The sequence below is a fragment of the Rhodococcus sp. 11-3 genome, from assembly GCF_023704055.1.
Taxonomy (GTDB): Bacteria; Actinomycetota; Actinomycetes; order Mycobacteriales; family Mycobacteriaceae; genus Rhodococcus; species Rhodococcus aetherivorans.
In genome coordinates this window covers 2,111,742-2,131,039 of the sequence record NZ_CP080406.1, presented here as the reverse complement: position 1 = coordinate 2,131,039, position 19,298 = coordinate 2,111,742, and the positions used below count along the sequence as shown (strand labels likewise).

The window sequence follows — 19,298 nt, the reverse complement described above, 5'->3', positions numbered from 1 at the left end:
GGCCGTACGTCGCCCTGCAGTCGCTGGGCGAGGCGACCGATCCGCGCACACAACCCCCGATCCGGAGTGTCCCAATCCCGGGAAATATGCGATCGTGAGCAAGCTCACAGGTTTGCGGCGGCGTGGAGCCGGGTACCGATTTTCGCCCCCCACACCCCCCGCGCAGGTCGCTACATGCACGCTGTTGGCACGCAGTGCTTTCGAGCCGGCACCCCCCATGCGAGCGGAACAGCCACGGATCGAGCAGTGAATTATGTTGTACTGGAGTACATTTCGCAGGCAGATCACGAATACGCGAACAGACCAGCTGCATGTATGCCGCACTCCTGACCGTGCAGTAGTACCGCGCGCCATTCCGATCGGCCCGCTGCGCGTTGCGTGTTGTGACCAAGGTCCCGGAACGGACATGCAGTCGGCCTGTAGGTGAACATCACCCCAACAATGACCGTAATCCGTTGTTATTCAAGACTATTCAGTATCATTAGCGTAAGTCATTGCTCTGCCAATCATTTTCGGCGAAAGACATGACACATGACGCGCGATGCTGCATCATTGAACTCGACAGGGGAGAACGAGCGGGAGCACTACGTGAATTCGGTTGGCAGGGGCGAATATCGCGAAGCGTGCAGGGACGCTCACATCAGCTGCTCGCGGTAGCACCCACGCCGATCGGACTCCGGGCACCGCCGCTCGGGGCACCGGCATCGCCGGCCCGACACATCTGTACTCGACGGCATCCGTCGAGTTCGCCGCATTCGAGGAGAACCGACATGACCAGCACCATCGAACCGTCGTCCCGTACCACCGTCGCCGGCACCAAGCTGCGCGGCCGCGTCGCATTCGTGACCGGTGGAACGCGCGGCATCGGCGCGGCCATCAGCCGCAGCCTCGCCGCCCAGGGCGCGACGGTGGCCGCCGGGTACGGGCGCAACACCGCCCAGGCCGACCAGTTCCTCGCGGACATCCAGGCGAACGGCCAGAACGGCGTCGAGTACAGCGTGCACAAGGGCGACGTCGCGAACGCGGACGACTGCCGTCGCACCATCAACGAGGTCATCGAGCGGCACGGGCGCCTGGACATCCTCGTCAACAACGCCGGCATCACCATCGACCGCACCGTGCTGAAGATGGAGGACGACGACTGGAACAACGTCATCTCCGTCAACCTCTCCGGCGCCTTCTTCCTGGCCCAGGCCGCCCTGAAGCACATGCTCGAGCGCGGCACCGGTCGCATCGTCAACGTCTCGTCCGTCATCGGCGAGACCGGCAACATCGGCCAGGCGAACTACGCGGCCTCGAAGGCCGGCATGTTCGGCCTGACCAAGACGCTCGCGAAGGAGGCGGCGTTCACGCTGGCCCGCTCCGGCAAGCTCACCCCGGACAGCATCGGCGTCACCGTCAACACCATCACCCCCGGCTTCGTCGCCACCGAGATGGTCGAGACCATCCCGGACAAGGTCCTCGATCGCATCAAGAGCACGATCCCGGTGAACCGCCTGGCCGATCCCGAAGAGATCGCCCGCGTCGTCCACTTCCTGGCCGCCGACGCCTCGTCCTACATCACCGGTCAGGTGTGGGGCGTCAACGGCGGACTCGACATGTGACCCGCTGCACCCAGACACACCTCCGCACTTCTCACTGAACGGTACTTCGGCACATGCAGCCTTTCGAGCTCAACCGACACGGGCGGATCGTCTTCCCGTCCAACTTCTTTCCCGATCTCGATTTCTCGACGATGACGAGCGTCGAGCAGCTCGATGCCGTCATCCGTCGCGATTTCGAGACCAAAGCCCCCACGGTCTCGGAGATCCTCTCCCGCCACGCGCAGGGCGTCTACCGCACCAAGGTCGATCTCATGCGCGACATGGCGCTGAACCTGTTCTGGGCCAACCGCTTCGCGATCACGATGTTCGACAAGCGCCCCACCCGGTGGTCGGACGTGCCGCGCAACCGCGACGACGTCTACATGCCCGTCCTGACGCCGTGGCCGGACAGTGAGACGAAGACCGCCCAGGTCGCGGACGCCTACCGCGCCCTGCCCGCGGGCTGGGACGACCCCGCCGAGGACCGGATCTTCGAGACCCTCTTCGACGTCTTCGGCGCCCGCAAGCACATCGCCTCCGGGTTGCCGACGGTCAAGCCCACCGTCGCAGAGCTGATCTCCGATCCGTCGAACCGGACGATGCGCCTCGGTGCGTACAACCCGGACTTCCCCCGGTTCGGCTACGACGAGATCCTCGACTGCCACGAGGACGTCGCCGAGCTCGAGGCGCTGCGGCGCTGGTCGATGGTGCTGCACAACCAGCAGCCGTGGGAGCGAACCCAGGTCGAGCTCACCGAGGTGGGGCAGCTGCGCGACGACGACTACGTCGTGCTCTACTACCCGCGCGACCGGCACGTGCAGCGGTTCATCTCCCGGGTCACCTCGGGTCGGACCGCCCGCGCCGCCGTCCCCGCGAAGGTCGAGCCGGTGCAGCCCTCGCGGCCGTACCCGACGATCGACGTACGCCGCGACTTCGCGGTGCAGCCGCGCATCGAGGCCCTCGCCGTCGCGCACGGTGATCAGGTGTGCACCAACGAGGATCTGATCCGCAACTCGGCCTACAACTGGTCGCCGATGACCGCGGACGAGATCACCGCCAAGACCGGCATCGAACAGCGCCGCTACACCTCGGGCAGCTTCGAGGACCTCGCGCTGTCGGCGGCGAAGTCGGCGATCGAGCACGCGCAGGTGGGACCCGAGGACATCGGGGCCGTGATCGTGTGCACCTGCACCAGCGCCCGGCTGATCCCGTCGCTGGCCACGTGGATCTCCGGCGAGCTGGGCATCGCCCAGACCCACGCCTCGTTCGACCTGGTCGCCGCGTGCGCCGGCCTGCCGTACGGGCTGGCGGAGGCCACCCGGATCCTGCAGCAGGTGCAGCGGCCGGTGCTGGTGGTGTGCGTGGAGAAGTTCTCCGACAAGATCGGCAATGTGCGCCCCTCTCGGATGATCTTCGGCGACGGCGCGGCTGCGCTCGTGGTCGGCGTGGCGCCCGAAGGCTCCGCACCGGACATCGAGTACATGCAGACCTACGCCAGCGGCCCGAACAGCCAGGTCAACTCGATCATCTGGCCCAACCCGGACTTCGACAACTACATCACCGTCTACGGACCCGAGGTCAAGGCGCTCGCCGGCCGCTATCTGGTCCAGATGCTCGACGACGTGAAGGCCCTGCCCGCCCCGGAGGGCGGCATGGGAACGCTGCTCGACAACATCGACCTGATCGTCCCGCACCAGGCGAACAAGACGATGATCACCGAGCTCGCGGCGGACGCCGGCCTTTCGTCGGACCGCCTGTACTTCAACATCGAGAAGGTGGGCAACGCCTCGTCGGCGAGCATCCCGCTCGCCATCCACGACGCGGTCCGGGACGGGGTGATCACCGAACCCGTGCGGATCTTCGCTCCGGGCTTCGGCGCCGGCGCCGTCGCCGGCTTCACGGTGCTGCGGATCGATCCGGCGGTGGTGGCACCCTTCCGCCCGGTCGACGGTGGGGCCGTGGCCATCGACCCGCTGCGCGCAGCGTCCACCTCGGACGACGTGACACTCGCCTTCGGCTGATCGAACCGTCGTTCCCCGCGTGGGGAATCGTTGCCCGCGTGCGCACCAGCGCACGCGGGCAACGGCTTTCGGTACCGATTCTCAGGGCAGGACGCGGATCCAGTCGATCAGGGCCCGGGCGACCTCGTGCGGAACCTCGGGGATCAGGGCATGCCCGGCCCCGGGGATCAGCACGACCGTGACCCGGTCGGCGCCGAACTGCCCGGTGAGTTCGCCGCGGGTCGGCGCCGGACGGAACACGTCGTCGCCTGCCTGCAGGTCCAGCAGCGGCGACGGCGCGACCGTCCACCATGATTCCTTGTCCGTGGCGGCCATCGCCCGGCGCTGCGCGACGATCGCGGCGGGCCACCAGCCGTCGAGCCACACCGCCGGGTCGTGCCCCTCGGCGAAGAACACCGCCCGCAGATGCTCGAGCCGCTCGGCACCCGGCAGCGACAGGTCGGAGCACTTGGCGACGCGTTCGGTGAGCGACTCCGGGAACCGGCGGGCGCCCGCGGCGAGAATCGCCACCCCCCGCACCAGGTCGGGCCGATCCGCAGCGAGGACCCGCGCGACGTAGTGGCCGAAGGCGTGCCCGGCGAGGACGGCCGGGCCCGCGTCGAGCCGCTCGATCACCTCGGCGACGTCGCGGGCGAGGTCGTGCAGGTCGAGGTCCTCGAGCGGACCGCGGCTCGTGCCCACGCCACGCGGCTGGGGCCGGATCGCACGGAAGCCCTCGGCGGCGAGGTCGGTTGCGATCGGGTCGAACTCGTAGGAGTCGCGGCCGAGGGACGGCAGCAACACCACGGCCGGGCCGGATCCGTCGACGAGCACCTCGATCTCCACGTCGCCGAACGCGACGGTGTGTATATCGCTCATGGCGACATCCTTCCAGTGCCGCCGACCAGGGGCGCGGCCCTGTCCGACGCTTGCGTGGCTACTGCCGAAAGAATGCGATCCGTTGGGTTCTGACGAATATTCGCCTTCGTCGTCCGCCTTCTCGGCCGGAGCGTCGAGTTCCCACCGGGAGGCTCTGCTGAAATTGATGCTCGCCTAATATCAATAGCGGCACGGTCTGATAGTCGAGATAGATCAATGGGGGCAGTAGTGGAGATCCGTCACCTGCGCACGTTCCTTGCGGTAGCGGAGGAACTTCACTTCGGCCGGGCGGCCGCGCGGCTTCATATGGCGCAGCCTCCCGTCAGCCAGCAGATCCAGCAGTTGGAGAAGGAGCTCGGCGTCCAGCTGTTCGAGCGCAACACACGGTCCGTCTCACTCACGAAGGCGGGCCAGGCGTTGCAGGGCCCGGCGCAGAAGGTTCTGAACGACTTGGACCTGGCAAAACGCGCGGCGATGTTCGGCAGCTCGGGAATCACCGGCAGAGTTTCCTTGGGTTTTGCCAGCGCCAGCAGCCGCCGCGTCCTGCCTCTGATCACCAGGGCCGTCAAGGGCAGCGAACCGGGCATCGACCTTGCTCTCCAAGGGCAGACGTACGGCGGAGCGGTGGTGAATCAGATCCTCTCCGGAAGCCTCGACATGGGCTTGGCTCGTCTGCCTGTCCGCGACCCGTCGATCGACTGGCACATCATCGACTTCGAGACGCTGGTGGCTGCGCTGCCCGAAGACCACCCACTGGCGGCGAAACCGGAGCTGGAAGTCGCCGACCTGGCCGGTGAGCCGTTCGTGACTTTCCCTGGCACGCAAGGCTCTACGGTCAGGGACGCCACGGCGCTGATCGCCCTGCAGGCGGGCTTCTCCCCGCGCATCGTCCAGGAGGCGCCCGATTCCTACACGATCCTCAGTCTCGTCGCCGCCGGTGTCGGGATCACAGTGACAGTCTCCTCCGTACAGCACATCCAAATGCCCGGACTTTGCTATCGGGCGTTTTCCACACCGGTACCGAAAATGGCCGCTGTGCTGGCATGGCACAAGAAGAACACGGATCCTGCCCTGCACGCTGTCGTGGCCATTGCCCGGGAGCTCCTGCCCACACCCGAGCCCGAGCCGGTACTCCTCATCCGGTAACCCGACGTTGCCCCGAAAGGGCCGGATCAGCCCCGCCGGACTCACCGAAGCCCCGGTTCCGCTGGGGTTCTTGTCGTTCCCGTCGACGTACCTTCGGATTGGTTAATCCCCGCTATCAAACTCATAGTGAATTCAGATCAATCAGAATTGGATTGCACTACTGTGGATATGAGAAGCTCTGCGCGGTGGGTCACAACGCCCGCCCCGGGGGGCGCGCCTCATAGGAGCCGTTCCCCTTCCTCAACTTCTCCCTTCGTTAGGTTCTCCATGTCAACAACAGCCACTGCCGGCGACGGCGCCGGAATGCCAGACGGCACAGGGCACTTTCCGAGAAATCAGCGGAAGTCCATGATCGCCGTCGTCTCGGGAAACTTCCTCGAATGGTTCGACTGGACCATGTATGCGCTCCTGACCACATACTTGGCCGCCAACTTCTTCGACAAGAACGATCCCCAGTCGGCGCTGCTCTCCACGCTGGCGGTGTTCGCCGGCGGCTTCCTCGCCCGCCCCCTCGGCGGGCTGATCTTCGGCCGACTGGGAGATAGGCTGGGACGCAAGACATCCCTGGTCATCTGCATGCTCATGATGGGCGCAGGCAGTCTCCTGATCGCGGTGATCCCGACCTACGACTCCATCGGCATCTGGGCCTCGGTTCTCCTTCTGACGGCTCGGCTCATCCAGGGCATCGCCCACGGCGGCGAAAGCGGAAACGCCTACACATACCTGGCCGAGATCGCCCCGGCGAACAAGCGGGGCCTGTGGGGTAGCAGCATCATGATGACCATGCTGCTCGGCGTCATGGCGGCAACCGCGATGAGCATCCTTCTGACGTCGATCATCTCCGAGGACGACATGTCGGAGTTCGGGTGGCGCATCGGCTTTGCCATCGGAGCAGTGCTGGCCATCTTCGCGCTGTTCCTCCGCCGTCAGGCCGAGAATCCGGATTCTTCGAGGAAGCCAAGGCGGCCGCCGGCACCGCGTCGGTCCGAGTGATCACGCGCCGGCAGCTGGTGATCATCGCCGTCCGCATTCTGATGCTGAGCCTCCTGACCAACGTACTTTACTACACGTGGGTGAACTTCTCCTCGTCGTTCGCCATTTCCGGCAAGGGCATGGATCCCAACGGGGCTTACATCGCAACGTTCTGCGCACAGATTCTTGCCTTCATCGCACTGCCGTTCTGGGGGCGGCTCTCGGACCGGATCGGGCGCCGCAAGCAACTGGTGTTGTGGGCTGTCGCGGTCATTGTGGTGGTGTTCCCCATCAACTGGGTCCTGACGTCGGCGCCGTGGACCCTGTTCGTGTCGCAGGGAATTGCCCTGCTCGTATGGGGCATCCAGTCGTCGATCCACTCCACAGTCATGTCCGAGCAGTCGCCCACGGAAGCCCGCGCGACGAGCGTAGGCATCTGGACCTCCGTGGGTGCCGCACTCTCCGGCGGCACGGCGCCCTATCTCTACGCCTGGCTCAACTCCATGGATGTCGGGTGGATCTTCTCGGCCTACATCGTGGTGCTGGCTCTGGTCACCCTGGTAGCCGTCAGGTTCATCCCGGAAACAGCCGGTCTCGAAATGGACCGCATCCCGCTGCCCGGCGAAGAGAAGGTCTCCAACGAGGACGAGAGCACCGCCGTCCCGGTAGGCCGTTGAGTCCCCTGAACCAACCGTGACATTCGGCTCGGCCCCCGCCTGCATTCCAGGCGGGGCCGAGCTGTGTCTTCATCGCGATCGCCCTCGAGAGATGACACGCGCAGCCGCATCATCGAGACCCACGGCCCCAGCCTGCCGCTTCGCGGTGAGTGGATCGAAACCGAGTGTCGGACATGAAGAAGGGTGAGCCGACCTGTTGGGCACCGCCGACAAGATCGGCCTGACCACGGCCGGCTGCACGGCCCGTCGTTGATCGCGACCATGGTCGCGGCCGCGTCCTCGGCGGATCACCGGGCCAGCGCGGGCATCACCATGGCGGAAAGTGCGAGACAGACGCCGCCGACCGCCGCGGGGCCGGCGCCGCGGCCATCGGCACCCTCTCCTCATCGGGATGCCTCGGTCCCCGACGGGTGCGTCCCATACGCCGGTGGCGGCGGTGCAGGTGCCCGGGCCGCTGATAGCCCCGTTATTGGCCTAAAGATTGCCATACATGCAGCCGATAACCGATATTGTGCCGCCTCGAACGCCAGGAGCACGAGACAGATGTGCTTCAGATCGTGTCGATGTACTGGCCCAACTCGTCGAGATCGGACGTGGTGTCGAGCAGTTTCTTGCTGCGCAGGACGGTTCGGGCGGTGTCGAGGTAGCGACGGATGAGTGGGCCGATGGTGTCCTCGCGGTAGGCCAAGGCCAGGGGCACGGACACTGTCGGAGATCTCAGCGGTCGGTAGGTGACACCGTTCATGCGCAGGTGCCGTACCGACTCGGGCGCGAGGGCGACCCCGAGGCCGGCGGCGACGAGGGCGACCAGGGTGGAGGTCTCGGCCACCTGTTGCCGGACGGTGGGAACGAAGCCCGCCTGCCTGCACGCGGTGATCAGGGTGTCGTGCATGGTCGACGGGGAGCAGTAGCCGATGAATGCCTCGTCGGCGAGATCGTGGAGGTCGATCGTGGTGGCGCTGGCCATGGGGTGCTGTACGGGCATGACCACCAGCAGGGGTTCGTTGCGCAGCAGTTCGACGACGATGCCGGGCGCGTTCACCGGGGGTCGGAGCAATCCGACGGACAGGGTGCCATCGAGCAGGGCCTGAACCTGGGCCGGGGTGAGCATCTCGCTGCGCAGGGTGAGCTCCACCAGCGGGTTGCGTTCGCGGTAGGCACGGACCAGGTTGGGCATCAGGTCGTAGGTGGCCGAGCCGGTGAACCCCAACGACAATGCTCCCATTTCTCCGCGGTCGGCTTTGCGCGCCGAATCCACGGCGTCCTCGCTGGCGGCGAGCAGGGCGACGCAGCGGTCGTAGAACACCCGGCCGGCCTCGGTCAGGGCGATCGAGCGGGTGGTGCGCGCGAGCAGTCGCACGCCGAGTTCGCGTTCGAGCTTGCGGATCTGATGGGAGACCGGGGACTGGGCGATGGACAGCCGCTCGGCCGCCCGGGTGAAGCTGCCCTCGTCGACAACGGTGACGAAGTACTTCATATGGCGCAGCTCCATACCCCAGTCTGACATTCAGATGGAAGATATCTCAATAGCTGAACAAACAGGTGTTAGACATCTAGGTTTCTGCCTCCTAGCCTCATCTTCGAGAGCTGGATCACACCGACCCCGGACAGTGACGGGCCTCTCGTTCCGGTGGGACCGCGGGCTGGGCGTTTCTCACCTCGTCGCACTTGTGGAGGAGAACACGTGAAGGTCAACCTGTTCCTGCAGGCGCCGTACCGGTACCTGCCCGACGACTTCGAGACCAAATACGAGTCGGTGTGCAGCATCCCGTACTCGCTCGTCACCCGGGACGGGATGTACTCCTCGATCCGGGACTTCATGGACGAGCTCATGCTCGGGGCCCGCAGCGGCTACGACGGCGTCGCGGTCACCGAACACGGCCAGAGCAGCTATGACATGGTCCCCAACCCCGATCTGATCTCGAGCGCGCTGGCCTACATGACCGAGACCGAGGGACTCGACGTCGCCGTCTACCCGATGGGCCGCTCTTTGGGCAAAGCCCGCGAGCCGCTCCGGGCCGCCGAGGAATACGCGATGATCGACGTGATGAGCGGCGGCCGCCTGGTCGCCGGACTGACCGTGGGTCTGAGCTACGACGCCAACATCAACAACGGCATCCCGCCGATCGAGGTCCGCCCCCGGTTCGACGAGAACCTCGAACTGGTCCTGCGGGCCTGGCGCGAGCAGGAACCGTTCGCCTGGAACGGCCGCTACACCCAATATCCGATGGTGAACATGTGGCCGCGGCCGCTGCAGGAGAACGTGCCGGTGTGGATCACCGGCATCGGCAACCCACGCACCATGCGGATGTGCTTCGACCGCGGCTTCGGGTTCAACTACCTGAGCTGGTTCGGCGCCAAGCTGACCGGCAAGCGCATCTTCGACCGCATGTGGGAACAGGCCGACGAGGCCGGCGTCGCCCGCAATCCCTACCGCATCGGGTTCCTGCAGACCATCGCCGTCGCCGAGACCGACGAACGCGCCGAGACCGAGTACGGTCCGCACGCCGAGTACGCCTTCCGCAAGGGCCTGGGCTCGATCCCGATCGAGAAGCTCGGCCTGCCCGGCGCCATCGACATCAACGGCGTCAAGGCCCTGATCAAGGACCCCGGCGACTTCGGCCTGTACCACCGCATGCGCACCGCCACCTTCCGCGATCTGGTCGAGGCCGGTGTCGTGGTGGTCGGCAGCCCCGACACCGTCGCCGAACAGCTGCTCGCCTTCTGCCGCGAATACGGCATCGGCAATCTGCACGCCATGCTCGGCTTCGGCTCGCTGCCCCGGCACCTGGTGATGAAGAACATCCACCTGTTCGCCGAGGAGGTCCTGCCGCGGCTGCGCACGCTGTGGACCGACACCGACCACGAACACCACTGGTGGCCGAGCCGACTCGGCGGCACCCCCATCGCCTACGACATCACCGCCACCACGAAGGCAGGAGCGAACGCCCGATGAGCACCACACCCACCATCACCGAACAGACCGTCGACGTCTGGGGCGGCCGGCTCGCCATCACCGTCAAGGTCGCCGGCGCCGGCGCACCGCTGCTGTATTTGCACCCGGCCGCCGGTCTGGCGTGGGATCCGTTCCTGTCCCATTTGGCCTCCCGGTACACCGTCTACGCCCCCGAATTCCCCGGCACCAGCGAGGGCAACCCGTACGCCATCCACACCATCGACACCCTCAGCGACATGGTGCTGGCCTACGAGGAGCTGGTCCGCACCCTCGGGCTCGACCATCCCGTGGTGATCGGGCAGTCCTTCGGCGGCATGCTCGCCGCCGAACTCGCCGCCACCTTCCCCACCCTGCCCGACAAGCTGGTCCTGCTCGACCCGATCGGGCTGTGGACCGAGACCGCCCCGGTCGCCAACTGGATCGCCACACCCCCCGACCAGCTACCGGCCCTGCTGTTCCACGACCCGGCGAGCCCGGCCGCCCAGGCGATGCTCGCACCCTCCGACGACCTCGCCCAGCAGCAGGCCGCGGCCGCGGCGATGGTGTGGGCGTTCGGCTGCACCGGCAAGTTCGCCTGGCCCATCCCCGACCGCGGCCTGCGGCACCGCCTGCACCGCATCACCGCACCCACGCTGATCGTGTGGGGCCGCAACGACAGGCTCATCTCGGTGGACTACGCCGATCAGTTCCACAAGCTCATCGCCGACAGCACCGTCACCATCGTCGACGACTGCGGCCACATCCCCCAGGTGGAAAAACTCGACGACACAGTCGAAGCCGTCGACAAATTCCTCCTCTGACCCGAGCAGGCACCGGTGTCCTCCCGACCGGGTCCCCGACCTCCCAGGAAACCGACCATGACCACAACGCTGCAACCCCCCGCACGCGATACCCGACCGGCCGACGAGCACGAGGTCGATGCGACGACGATCCGGCGGGCCATGGGCCGCGTGCCCACCTCGGTCGCCGTCGTCACCGCCCTGTGCGACGGGGAACCGGTCGGCATGACCATCGGCTCGCTGACCTCGGTATCGCTCGATCCACCGTTGGTGGCGTTCTTCGCCTTCTCCGGATCATCGACGTTCGCCCAGCTTCGGCGCTGTCGCACATTCTGCATCAACGTCCTCGCCGAGGATCAAGCCGAGATCTGCCACGGCTTCGCTCGACTCGACGGAGCGAAGTTCGACCTCGGTGAGTGGGAATATCACCACGGAATCCCCACCATCAAGAACGCCGTCACCACGGTGCTGTGCGAGCAGGACCATGTTTTCGAAGCCGGGGACCACCTCGGCATGATCGGCCGCGTCACCGACGTCGACTTCAGCGACAACCGGCCGTTGGTGTACTACCGCGGGCAGACATCCCAGCTTCACAGCTCCGGCTCCTGGGAATGATCGGTCCGGCCGGCTCCATGCCTGTCGGGGCGTGACCGGCAAGTCTGGATTCTTCGTCCGCTTGGATTCGAGGCGGCCGCATACGATGCACCGCAAGCCTCTCGTGCCCGATCTCTCCAAGCGGTGAGACTAGACCCGGGACCGGGTAAGTTCTGGTTAGAGCCGGTTGCCGTTGGTGGCGTCGATGACCTGCCCGGTGATCGCACCGGCGGCGGCGCTGACGAGGAAGGCCACGATCGCGGCGATGTCCTCCGCGGTGGCGAGTTTTCGCAGTGCAGTGGTGGACGCGGCGGTGGTGCGGGCATGGTCGTCACCGCGAAGCCAGTGCGCGTTCATGTCGGTATCGAGCGCGGCCGGCGCCACGGCGTTGGCGGTGATGCCTCGTTCGCCGACGTCTACGGCGAGGGCGCGGGTGAACACCTCGATCGCCCCCTTGGTCATGGCGTAGCTGATGACGTCGGGTCTGGCGTAGCGGGCGGATCCGGAGGAAATGTTGACGATGCGACCGCCGTCGTGCATCCGGGGCAGGGCATGCCGAGTCACGAAGAACGGGGCGCGCTAATTGAGTGCGACCAGACGGTCGAAATCCTCGACAGTGACGCGCTCGAGCGCTCCGCGCCGACTGATTCCGGCGTTGTTGACGAGGATGTCGAGCCCTCGGTCGAGCCCGAGACCGTCGAGCGCGGAGTCGAACTCCCGCATCAGCTCTTCAGGCCCCTCGGGTCGGGACAGGTCGGCCTGGACCGCAGCCGCGAGGCCCCCGGCAGCCGTGATGCCGTCGACCACCGCAGCGGCGGCCGTCCGATCGGATCCGTAGTGGACGATTACGGCGGCACCGGAGGCGGCCACCGCATCTGCGATGGCCGCCCCGATGCCGCGGCTGGCCCCGGTGACCAGCGCGACTCCTCGGCCCGTGTGCATTCCTACTGACGAGCTGCGAGGTCGAGGGCGATGTCGGCGATGAGGTCTTCCTGCCCACCGACCAGCCCGCGTTCACCGACGGCGAGCACGGGCGGACGGAGGTCATCCGGGGCCACCTTTCGTTGGGACTGCGGGGCGGGAGCGGCGGGGTCTATTCGTCGACGGCGACGGCGGTAGTAATTCCGAATCCTGCTATCCACTCGTGGATTTCGCGGTAGAAGGTCGAGGTGACGCGGTACTTCCCGGCGGCGCTCATTGCCGCGTACGCGGCGATCCAGGTGCGCACTTCGTGGGAGGAGTGTCCGGCCTGTTCGACGAACCAGTCGTTGGTCCAGGCGTCGATCTGCTCGAGGTCGCCGGAGGCGAGGACGTCGAGCAGGTGCCGGTCCCATTCGGGGTTCAGTGGCTGGATGGCGGCGGTGCCGGCGGCGAAGTCCCGCCCGGCGGTGATGACGCGCTGTTCGCGGGCATCACGTTCGGCGGCACTGGGATTGCGGCCGTCGATCAACCGCTCGCGCACTTCCTCTGGCGCGGTGGCGAACTGCGGGACCGGCGGGTCGTGGGACAGGCCGCCGGATCCGACGAACAGCACACGCTTGTCCAGCTTGGCAGCGGCCCGCCCGACCGCCTCGCCGAGCAGCCGTACCCGTCTGACCGGGCCGAGCGGTTCGGCGACCGAATTGATGAAGATCGGCACGGTCGGCACGGCGGTGATCGATCCGACCAGCAATTGGAGTGCTTGGGCGAATCCGTGGTCGACGTGCATGCGTTCGGAGAATGCGACGTCGATGCCGCTGTCGAGGACTTCGCGGGCGACTGCGTAGGCGGCGTCACGGTCGACGTCGAGAGGGCCGGCTTCGGTGCCGTAGTCGCCGACGGACTGCGCGGCGGCACCGATACAGAACGGCGGCAGCAGGTCGTAGAAGACGCCGTTGTAGTGGTCGGGGGCGAAGATGACGATGAGATCGGGGGCGAAGTCGGCGACGAACCGGCGCGCGTGGTCGAATGCGGCGTCGACGGCGTCGATGACTTCCTGTTCGGGGTCGTTGCGTCCCATCAGGGGGGAGTGCGACATCGCGCACAGCGCTACAGGCATCGCGGCGGTCTCCTTGCTGCTGCTTCGGCGCTTTCTCTCCGGGGGTCCGGACGAGAGCGCAATAGGTCGGGTAAGTGGGATCCGGCCGGTGCCGCCCGGGTTGCAGGGGTTGGCGGCACCGGCCGGGGTCTGTGTCAGCTGCGACCGAGGAGGAAGTCCAGATGCAGCTTGTTGAAGGTCTCGGGGTCCTCGTACTGGGGCCAGTGGCCACAGTTCTCCATGATGGCCAGCTTGGCGCCCGGGATGTGGGAGGCGATGCGCTTGGCTTCGTCGACCGGACCGGAGGGGTCCTTGGTGGTCCACAGCACCATCGCGGGCACCGTGATGCCGTTGAGAGTGGCGTCGGTGATCATGTTCCGCTTGCGGGTTTCGAGGTCCTGCAGTGCCATGTTCATCTCGCAGGCCTTGAGCCAATCCGGCTGCTGGAAGATGGCCTGGCGGGTGCGGATCAGGTCGTCGGTGACCATGGTCGGGTCGGCCATGAGCCATTCGAGGCGTGCTTTGACGCGTTCCCAGCTCGGGTCCTTCGCCGCTTCCATCGACAGGGTATAGAGACGTTCCATCACCTGAGGGTTGGCCATGGTGCCGCCCATGGTGTTGAGCACGATCCGGTCGACCTTCTCGGGATGGTCGTGCGCGAACTGGGCGGTGACCCAGCCGCCGAGAGACTCCCCGGAAAACGAGGCCTTCTCGACGCCGATGGCGTCCAGGAACTGCAGCACGTGGTCGATGTAGTGCTTGATCTCGAGCGGGTGGTCGGGCTTGGTCGAGTAGCCGTGGCCGATGAAGTCGATTGCCCAGACGTTGAAGTGCTCGGAATGCGAGCGCAGATTGCGCACGTACGCCTCGGCGTGGCCGGTGATGCCGTGCAGCAGGATCAGCGTGGGCTTGGACGAGTCGCCGGCGTGCAGGTATCGGGTCCGGTAGGGGCCGGCCTGGATGAATCCCTGGCTGAACTCGACCTGGTTCAGGTCGTCCCAGACGCTGGTGTAAGGACGGGTCATCGGTTCTCTCCCTCGACTGTGGTGGTGCGGGTGGCGGAAGCTGGTGCTGCATCCTCGGCGGTAACGTGCGGAACGACGATCGGCACGGCCCGGGTGCTGTACTGCGGCTCGTTTGTGCCGCTCGGGTTCCCGTTGTCGCTGGCCGAGTGGTCGAGGACCGCGGTGAGAGCGTTCTCGAGGCTGGTGAGCGCTTCGGTGTCGTCCCAGACCGGAGCACTGTGTCGCCACGCGACGTAGCCGTCGGGCCGCACGAGCAGGGCGCCGGCCTCGTCGATGTCGCGGACCCGCCGCCAGTATCCGTAAGGGTCGATGGTGCCGGGTTCGCCGACAACGACGGTCCGCAGGAACGGCAGGTCGAGTTTGGCGGCGGCACGCTTCCATGCCTGGCCGCCGAGTCCGGTCAGCAGGGTCATCATTCCCTTGCCGGTGACGTCGAGGGTGGAGATGCGGGTTCCGTCGGCGCCGACCAGCCACGCATGCGGCAGCTTCGCGCCCGGCCGGGTGGTGGCCTGCAGGTACAGCTCACGATCGCGCACCCACACTTCCTCGCCCGCCTCGGGGTCGGGAACGACCGCGGACGAGGTGTAGCGCTGGTTGAGTTCGACGCCCTGGGCGTTGAATTCGGCGTTCTTCACCTCCAGCGCCTCGTACAGCCGCTCACGCAGAGCAACACCTTCGGACGAGGGTTCCTTCAACTTTGCCAGGCCGGCGGCGACCGGGTCGTCGCTCTCGTGATCGAACCATTCGCGCAGCCCGGCGTAGTCCTTGCGGGACTGGTTGGCGCGAGCGACGATCTGTTTGCCGACCGGAACACGCTCAGGAGAGTAGGACTCGAGCAGACCCGGTCCTGCATACCCCTTCACGACGAACGCGATCTTCCATGCCAGGTTGAACGCGTCCTGCATGGACGTGTTCGAGCCCAGCCCGCTGCTCGGCGGATGCCGGTGCACCGCGTCGCCGCCGCAGAACACTCGACCGGACTGGTAGTGCTCAGCCCACTGCTGGTTGACGTACCAGAAGGACCTCGACACGATCTCGACGTCCAGGTGCGGGTCGCCGACGAGGGTCCGGATCTGTTCGAGGACAACGTCGTCGGAGACATCCGGCTCGCCGTTCGCCATGTCGAAGCCCCAGCCGGCGATCCACTGGTCCCACGGTCGGATCGCGCGCAGCAGACCCATGCCGATCTCACCGAAACCGGCCTTCGAGTTGACGATCCAGTGCAAGATGCTCGGCCGATGAGCGACATATTTGCTCAGGTCCGCGTTGAACAGGATGTACGCGGTACCGGCGCGGGCGAGTTCACCTTCGAACGGAAGCCCGATCTGTTCGGCGATCTTCGATCGTGCGCCGTCGAAACCGAGCAGGAAGCGGGCTCGCTGGGTGAACACGGTGCCCGAGCGGACGTCGCGGAACCGGACGGTCACCCCGTCCTCGTCCTGGGCGTGGTCGAGGTATTCGGTGTTGAAGCTGATGACCGCACCACGTTCGGCGGCGTTCTTGATCAGCACCGGCTCCATCAGGGGCTGCGGAATGTCGAGCATCGTGCAGGGGCTTCCGGACAGGTAGTCCCCGTAGCGGATATCGCCCGTACCCCAGGTCTGCATCCGGACGATCTCCTCGCCGGCCAGGCTCGTGGTGAACAGCGTGTCGCCCATCTGGTCCCACGGGGTGGCGTAGTTGCGCGCCTCGTCTTCGACGCCCAGGTCACGCAGCACTTCGACGGCGCGCTGGTTGGTGATGTGCGCGCGCGGCGAGTTCGCCACCCAGGGGAACATCGAGACGGCGTGAACGCGGATGCCGTAGCTGGCCAGGGCAAGCGCCGCTGTGCCACCGGCGGGGCCGAGGCCGACGATCACGACGTCGGTGTCGTAGGAGGTGCGGTCGTGGTCACTCATGTCTGTCATCACTTCACTTGTCGAGGACGCGCAGGGATGCTGCGGTGTCCGGAACTGTCCGAGTCGAAAATGTTTCGGTGTCAGGCATTTTCGGTGTGGAGGTGGCCTGGTCGCGAGTGAGCTGGCTCGCAGCGCCCTTGCGCCCCCAGCCGCCGGGCAGCAGGATCACCGAGACGATCGAGATGGCCGAGACGATCAGCAGGTAGGTCACGATCGAGTTGCTGGTGTTGGTGGAGGCGTACAAGGCGGTCGCGATCGTCGGGGCGAACGCGGAGCCGGCGACCTGGGAGATGGTGTAGCCGATAGAGACACCGCTGTAGCGCACGTCCGCGTCGAAGACCATCGTGAACAGGGAGCCTGTCACGCCGGCGGCGGGGGCCATTGCAATTCCGAAGACCAGCACCTGCGCGGCCATGAACAGCCACGGGTTGCCGGTGTTGATCAGCGCGAAGGCGGGGGCGATCACCACACCCATCGCGGCGGCGCCGAGCAGGTACATGGTCTTGCGGCCGAAAGTGTCGGACAGAGCGCCGAACACGGGGTAGAGGAGGACGGCGACGATGCCGGCGACGAATACTCCGGCCAGGGCGAAGGTGCGGCTGATCCCCGCGACGGTGGTGCCGTAGGAGACGAGGTAGGCCATGCAGATATAGGCGAACACTCCTTGGGACAGGTAGGTGCCCGCGATGAGGAGAATTTCCTTCCAGTGCTTGCGGAACGCTTCGGCGATCGGCATTCGCACCACGGCGCTCTGTGCCTTCACCTCGGCGAAGTCGGGGCTTTCGGCCAGGGACAGGCGAATGAACAGCCCGATCACGATCAGCACCGCGCTGAACAGGAACGGCAGTCGCCAGCCCCAACTCAGGAACTGCTCGTCGGGCAATTGGGAGACCGCGAAGAACGCCAGGGTTGCGACGCTGGTCCCGGCGGGTGCCCCCATCTGGGAGAAGGATCCGAAAAAGCCCTTCTTCGCGGTGGGGGCGTGCTCGACGGCCATCAGGGTGGCTCCACCCCACTCGCCGCCGACGGCAAAGCCCTGCACCAGGCGCAGCAGGGTCAGCAGGATGGGGGCGGCGATCCCGATTTGGGCGTAACCGGGCAACAATCCCATCAGTACGGTGGCCGAGCCCATTCCGACCAGGGAGATCACCAGCATCTGCTTGCGGCCGACCCGGTCACCGAAGTGCCCGAACACTATGCCACCCAGCGGGCGGGCGAGGAACCCAACGCCGAAGGTCGCGAACGACAACAGGATTCCGATCGCGGACGAGACATCCGGGAAGAACAACTCAGGGAATACCAGCGCGGCCGCGGTGCCGTAGATGAAGAAGTCGTAGTACTCGACGGTGGTACCGATGAAGCTGGCCATCGCTACCCGCAGCGGTGAGGTCTTCGTCGGGGAGGTAGGTGTGGTGCTCACGGTCGGGCTTCCCCGATCTGTGGGCGGAAGTGGGCTCGTGCCCCGAAGGACGATGCGTGCGAAGCGGTCGTCATGGCCGCTCCTTTCTTCTGGGGATGTTCGAGAGGGGTTCTCTGGAGAATCTTCGAGAGGGAGCACTCAACTAGAATGCTAGACGTCTAGTTCAGACGCTACTCGGGCATAGAGGGTGACGCAAGTCTCTGGATGAGGGTAAAGGTGATCGACGGCGCGCCGGCCCTCTGGGGCGAGACAGGGGTCAGCGTGGAGGGTGCCGGTGGATCGTCTGCAGCGCTACGGCCGAGAGTCCCCCCTCGGCGTAGGTGGCGCGATAGCGGAGCCGGTCGATGGCCCGGGTATCGGGGTCTAGCTCGGCAGCTGGGCGTTGGATTCGTCGCGGATTACTGCGATGGTGCCGACGATGTGGCGTTCCATGGCCTCGCGGGCGGCAGCTGCGTCACGGTTGCGGATGGCCTCGGTGATTTCGTGGTGGTCATGCTGCCGGTCGGGCAGTGCGCTCGAGAGCGGGTTGGTGATGCCGGTGGTGTTGATCAGGAAGTCCGACAGATCCCACATTCGCTGGCTGGTCTCCTCCATGATCCGCGAGTGCGCCATCGCGTGGATGGCCGCATGGAACTCCCGGTTGTGCACGCGGTACCCGCGGGCGCGGACCACCGGGTCGTGGGAGGTGATCAGGGCGTCGACCCGCGCCGAGATCAGGTCCAGCTCCAGCAACTGGGCCTCGGTCCGCCGGGAGGCCGCTACCGCGGCGATGGTCCCTTCGAAACCGCCGAACAGGGTGTAGAAGTCTTCCACTTCGCGCGGGGCGTAGGAGACGACCTCGCAACCGACCTGGGGAACGATGTGGACCAGCTTGTCGCTGGACAGGCGGCGCAGAGCGTCCATGACGGGCTGCTTGCTCACCCCGAACTCTTGCCGGATCGACTCGACGACGATCTTCTCGCCTGCCGCATAGCGCCCTTCGAGCAGCCGGTTCTTCAGAATGTCGTACAACGCGGAGGACAGCCGCGCCCCCGAGGTGCGGACATTGGCGAGCAGGGCGGCGGCCTCACTGCCCGGCTTGGGGCCGGTGTCGGTGGTGGTCATCGAGTCAGGCTTTCCGTCGGCGTCCCGGACATGGCTCCCCCTTATGCCGCGGCGCTCACCGCAACAGCTTGCATTCTAGTACTTGTGGTGTGAGTCACTGTGGGTTACCTTCGTCTGGAACGCTAGCATTCCAGACCTGATGGACGGGGCATCGTGGCCAACCTCGGGGTTAACGCCGGAGGGCACGCCGTACGCGCCATATCCCGGCACCCGGACATGCGCCCTCTGCGGGCGACAGGCCGAGCAGT

13 protein-coding genes and 3 pseudogenes are annotated in these 19,298 nt (G+C 66.2%); 7 read left to right on the top strand and 9 right to left on the bottom strand.

Annotation, left to right across the window (positions count from 1 at the left end; all coding sequences use genetic code 11):
* Positions 1 to 770: 770 nt before the first annotated feature.
* Positions 771 to 1,604: a 3-oxoacyl-ACP reductase family protein gene (locus tag KZJ41_RS10310; protein ID WP_006946880.1), complete on the top strand. Its 834-nt coding sequence runs from the start codon at positions 771 to 773 to the stop codon at positions 1,602 to 1,604.
* A gap of 53 nt (positions 1,605 to 1,657) precedes the next feature.
* Positions 1,658 to 3,604, top strand: a complete 1,947-nt coding sequence (locus KZJ41_RS10305) for a 3-oxoacyl-ACP synthase III family protein (RefSeq protein ID WP_006946876.1) — start codon at positions 1,658 to 1,660, stop codon at positions 3,602 to 3,604.
* A gap of 81 nt (positions 3,605 to 3,685) precedes the next feature.
* Here KZJ41_RS10305 and KZJ41_RS10300 read toward each other — a convergent pair whose 3' ends face one another.
* Positions 3,686 to 4,462, bottom strand: a complete 777-nt coding sequence (locus KZJ41_RS10300) for an alpha/beta fold hydrolase (protein WP_006938998.1) — start codon at positions 4,460 to 4,462, stop codon at positions 3,686 to 3,688.
* A 228-nt stretch (positions 4,463 to 4,690) separates the two neighbouring features.
* On the opposite strand from KZJ41_RS10300, the gene KZJ41_RS10295 reads away from it, so the two are divergent.
* Positions 4,691 to 5,608: a LysR family transcriptional regulator gene (locus tag KZJ41_RS10295; RefSeq protein ID WP_029542615.1), complete on the top strand. Its 918-nt coding sequence runs from the start codon at positions 4,691 to 4,693 to the stop codon at positions 5,606 to 5,608.
* Positions 5,609 to 5,776: 168 nt separating this feature from the next.
* Positions 5,777 to 7,141, top strand: a pseudogene (locus tag KZJ41_RS28595) (MFS transporter); the annotation flags it as partial.
* 666 nt (positions 7,142 to 7,807) lie between these two features.
* Here KZJ41_RS28595 and KZJ41_RS10280 read toward each other — a convergent pair.
* Positions 7,808 to 8,764 carry a LysR family transcriptional regulator gene (locus KZJ41_RS10280; protein ID WP_080688475.1) on the bottom strand — a complete coding sequence of 319 codons (957 nt, stop codon included), beginning with the start codon at positions 8,762 to 8,764 and terminating at the stop codon, positions 7,808 to 7,810.
* A gap of 177 nt (positions 8,765 to 8,941) precedes the next feature.
* Between KZJ41_RS10280 and KZJ41_RS10275 the strand changes: the two genes are divergently transcribed.
* From KZJ41_RS10275 to KZJ41_RS10265, 3 genes are read left to right on the top strand one after another with little or no spacing between them, the layout of a single operon-like run.
* Positions 8,942 to 10,213 carry an LLM class flavin-dependent oxidoreductase gene (locus KZJ41_RS10275; protein WP_043797920.1) on the top strand — a complete coding sequence of 424 codons (1,272 nt, stop codon included), beginning with the start codon at positions 8,942 to 8,944 and terminating at the stop codon, positions 10,211 to 10,213.
* Positions 10,210 to 11,013, top strand: coding sequence for an alpha/beta fold hydrolase (locus tag KZJ41_RS10270; protein ID WP_043797917.1), 804 nt, complete (start codon positions 10,210 to 10,212; stop codon positions 11,011 to 11,013). The genes KZJ41_RS10275 and KZJ41_RS10270 overlap by 4 nt, the downstream gene beginning before the upstream one ends.
* A gap of 57 nt (positions 11,014 to 11,070) precedes the next feature.
* Entirely contained in the window at positions 11,071 to 11,607 is a 537-nt protein-coding gene (locus KZJ41_RS10265; protein WP_006938981.1) for a flavin reductase family protein, read from the top strand.
* A 156-nt stretch (positions 11,608 to 11,763) separates the two neighbouring features.
* Here the strand turns inward: KZJ41_RS10265 and KZJ41_RS10260 are convergent.
* The 7 genes and pseudogenes from KZJ41_RS10260 to KZJ41_RS10230 all read right to left on the bottom strand — a co-directional run bounded on the left by KZJ41_RS10260 (position 11,764) and on the right by KZJ41_RS10230 (position 19,050).
* A pseudogene (locus tag KZJ41_RS10260) lies at positions 11,764 to 12,528 on the bottom strand (SDR family oxidoreductase).
* 2 nt (positions 12,529 to 12,530) lie between these two features.
* Positions 12,531 to 12,632: pseudogene (locus KZJ41_RS10255) on the bottom strand (hypothetical protein); the annotation flags it as partial.
* A 47-nt stretch (positions 12,633 to 12,679) separates the two neighbouring features.
* Positions 12,680 to 13,624: a 3-carboxyethylcatechol 2,3-dioxygenase gene (locus KZJ41_RS10250; RefSeq protein ID WP_102799167.1), complete on the bottom strand. Its 945-nt coding sequence runs from the start codon at positions 13,622 to 13,624 to the stop codon at positions 12,680 to 12,682.
* A 134-nt stretch (positions 13,625 to 13,758) separates the two neighbouring features.
* Positions 13,759 to 14,628: an alpha/beta fold hydrolase gene (locus KZJ41_RS10245; RefSeq protein ID WP_006938972.1), complete on the bottom strand. Its 870-nt coding sequence runs from the start codon at positions 14,626 to 14,628 to the stop codon at positions 13,759 to 13,761.
* A complete protein-coding gene (locus KZJ41_RS10240) occupies positions 14,625 to 16,535 on the bottom strand; it encodes an FAD-dependent monooxygenase (protein WP_006938969.1) in 1,911 nt (636 codons plus the stop codon). Before KZJ41_RS10240 ends, KZJ41_RS10245 begins: the two co-directional genes overlap by 4 nt.
* A 4-nt stretch (positions 16,536 to 16,539) precedes the next feature.
* Complete coding sequence (locus KZJ41_RS10235) at positions 16,540 to 17,895, bottom strand: MFS transporter (RefSeq protein ID WP_102799168.1); 1,356 nt, start codon at positions 17,893 to 17,895, stop codon at positions 16,540 to 16,542.
* A 414-nt stretch (positions 17,896 to 18,309) separates the two neighbouring features.
* On the bottom strand, positions 18,310 to 19,050 hold the full coding sequence (locus KZJ41_RS10230) for a GntR family transcriptional regulator (protein WP_006938967.1): 741 nt from the start codon (positions 19,048 to 19,050) through the stop codon (positions 18,310 to 18,312).
* Between the last annotated feature and the right edge of the window lie 248 nt (positions 19,051 to 19,298).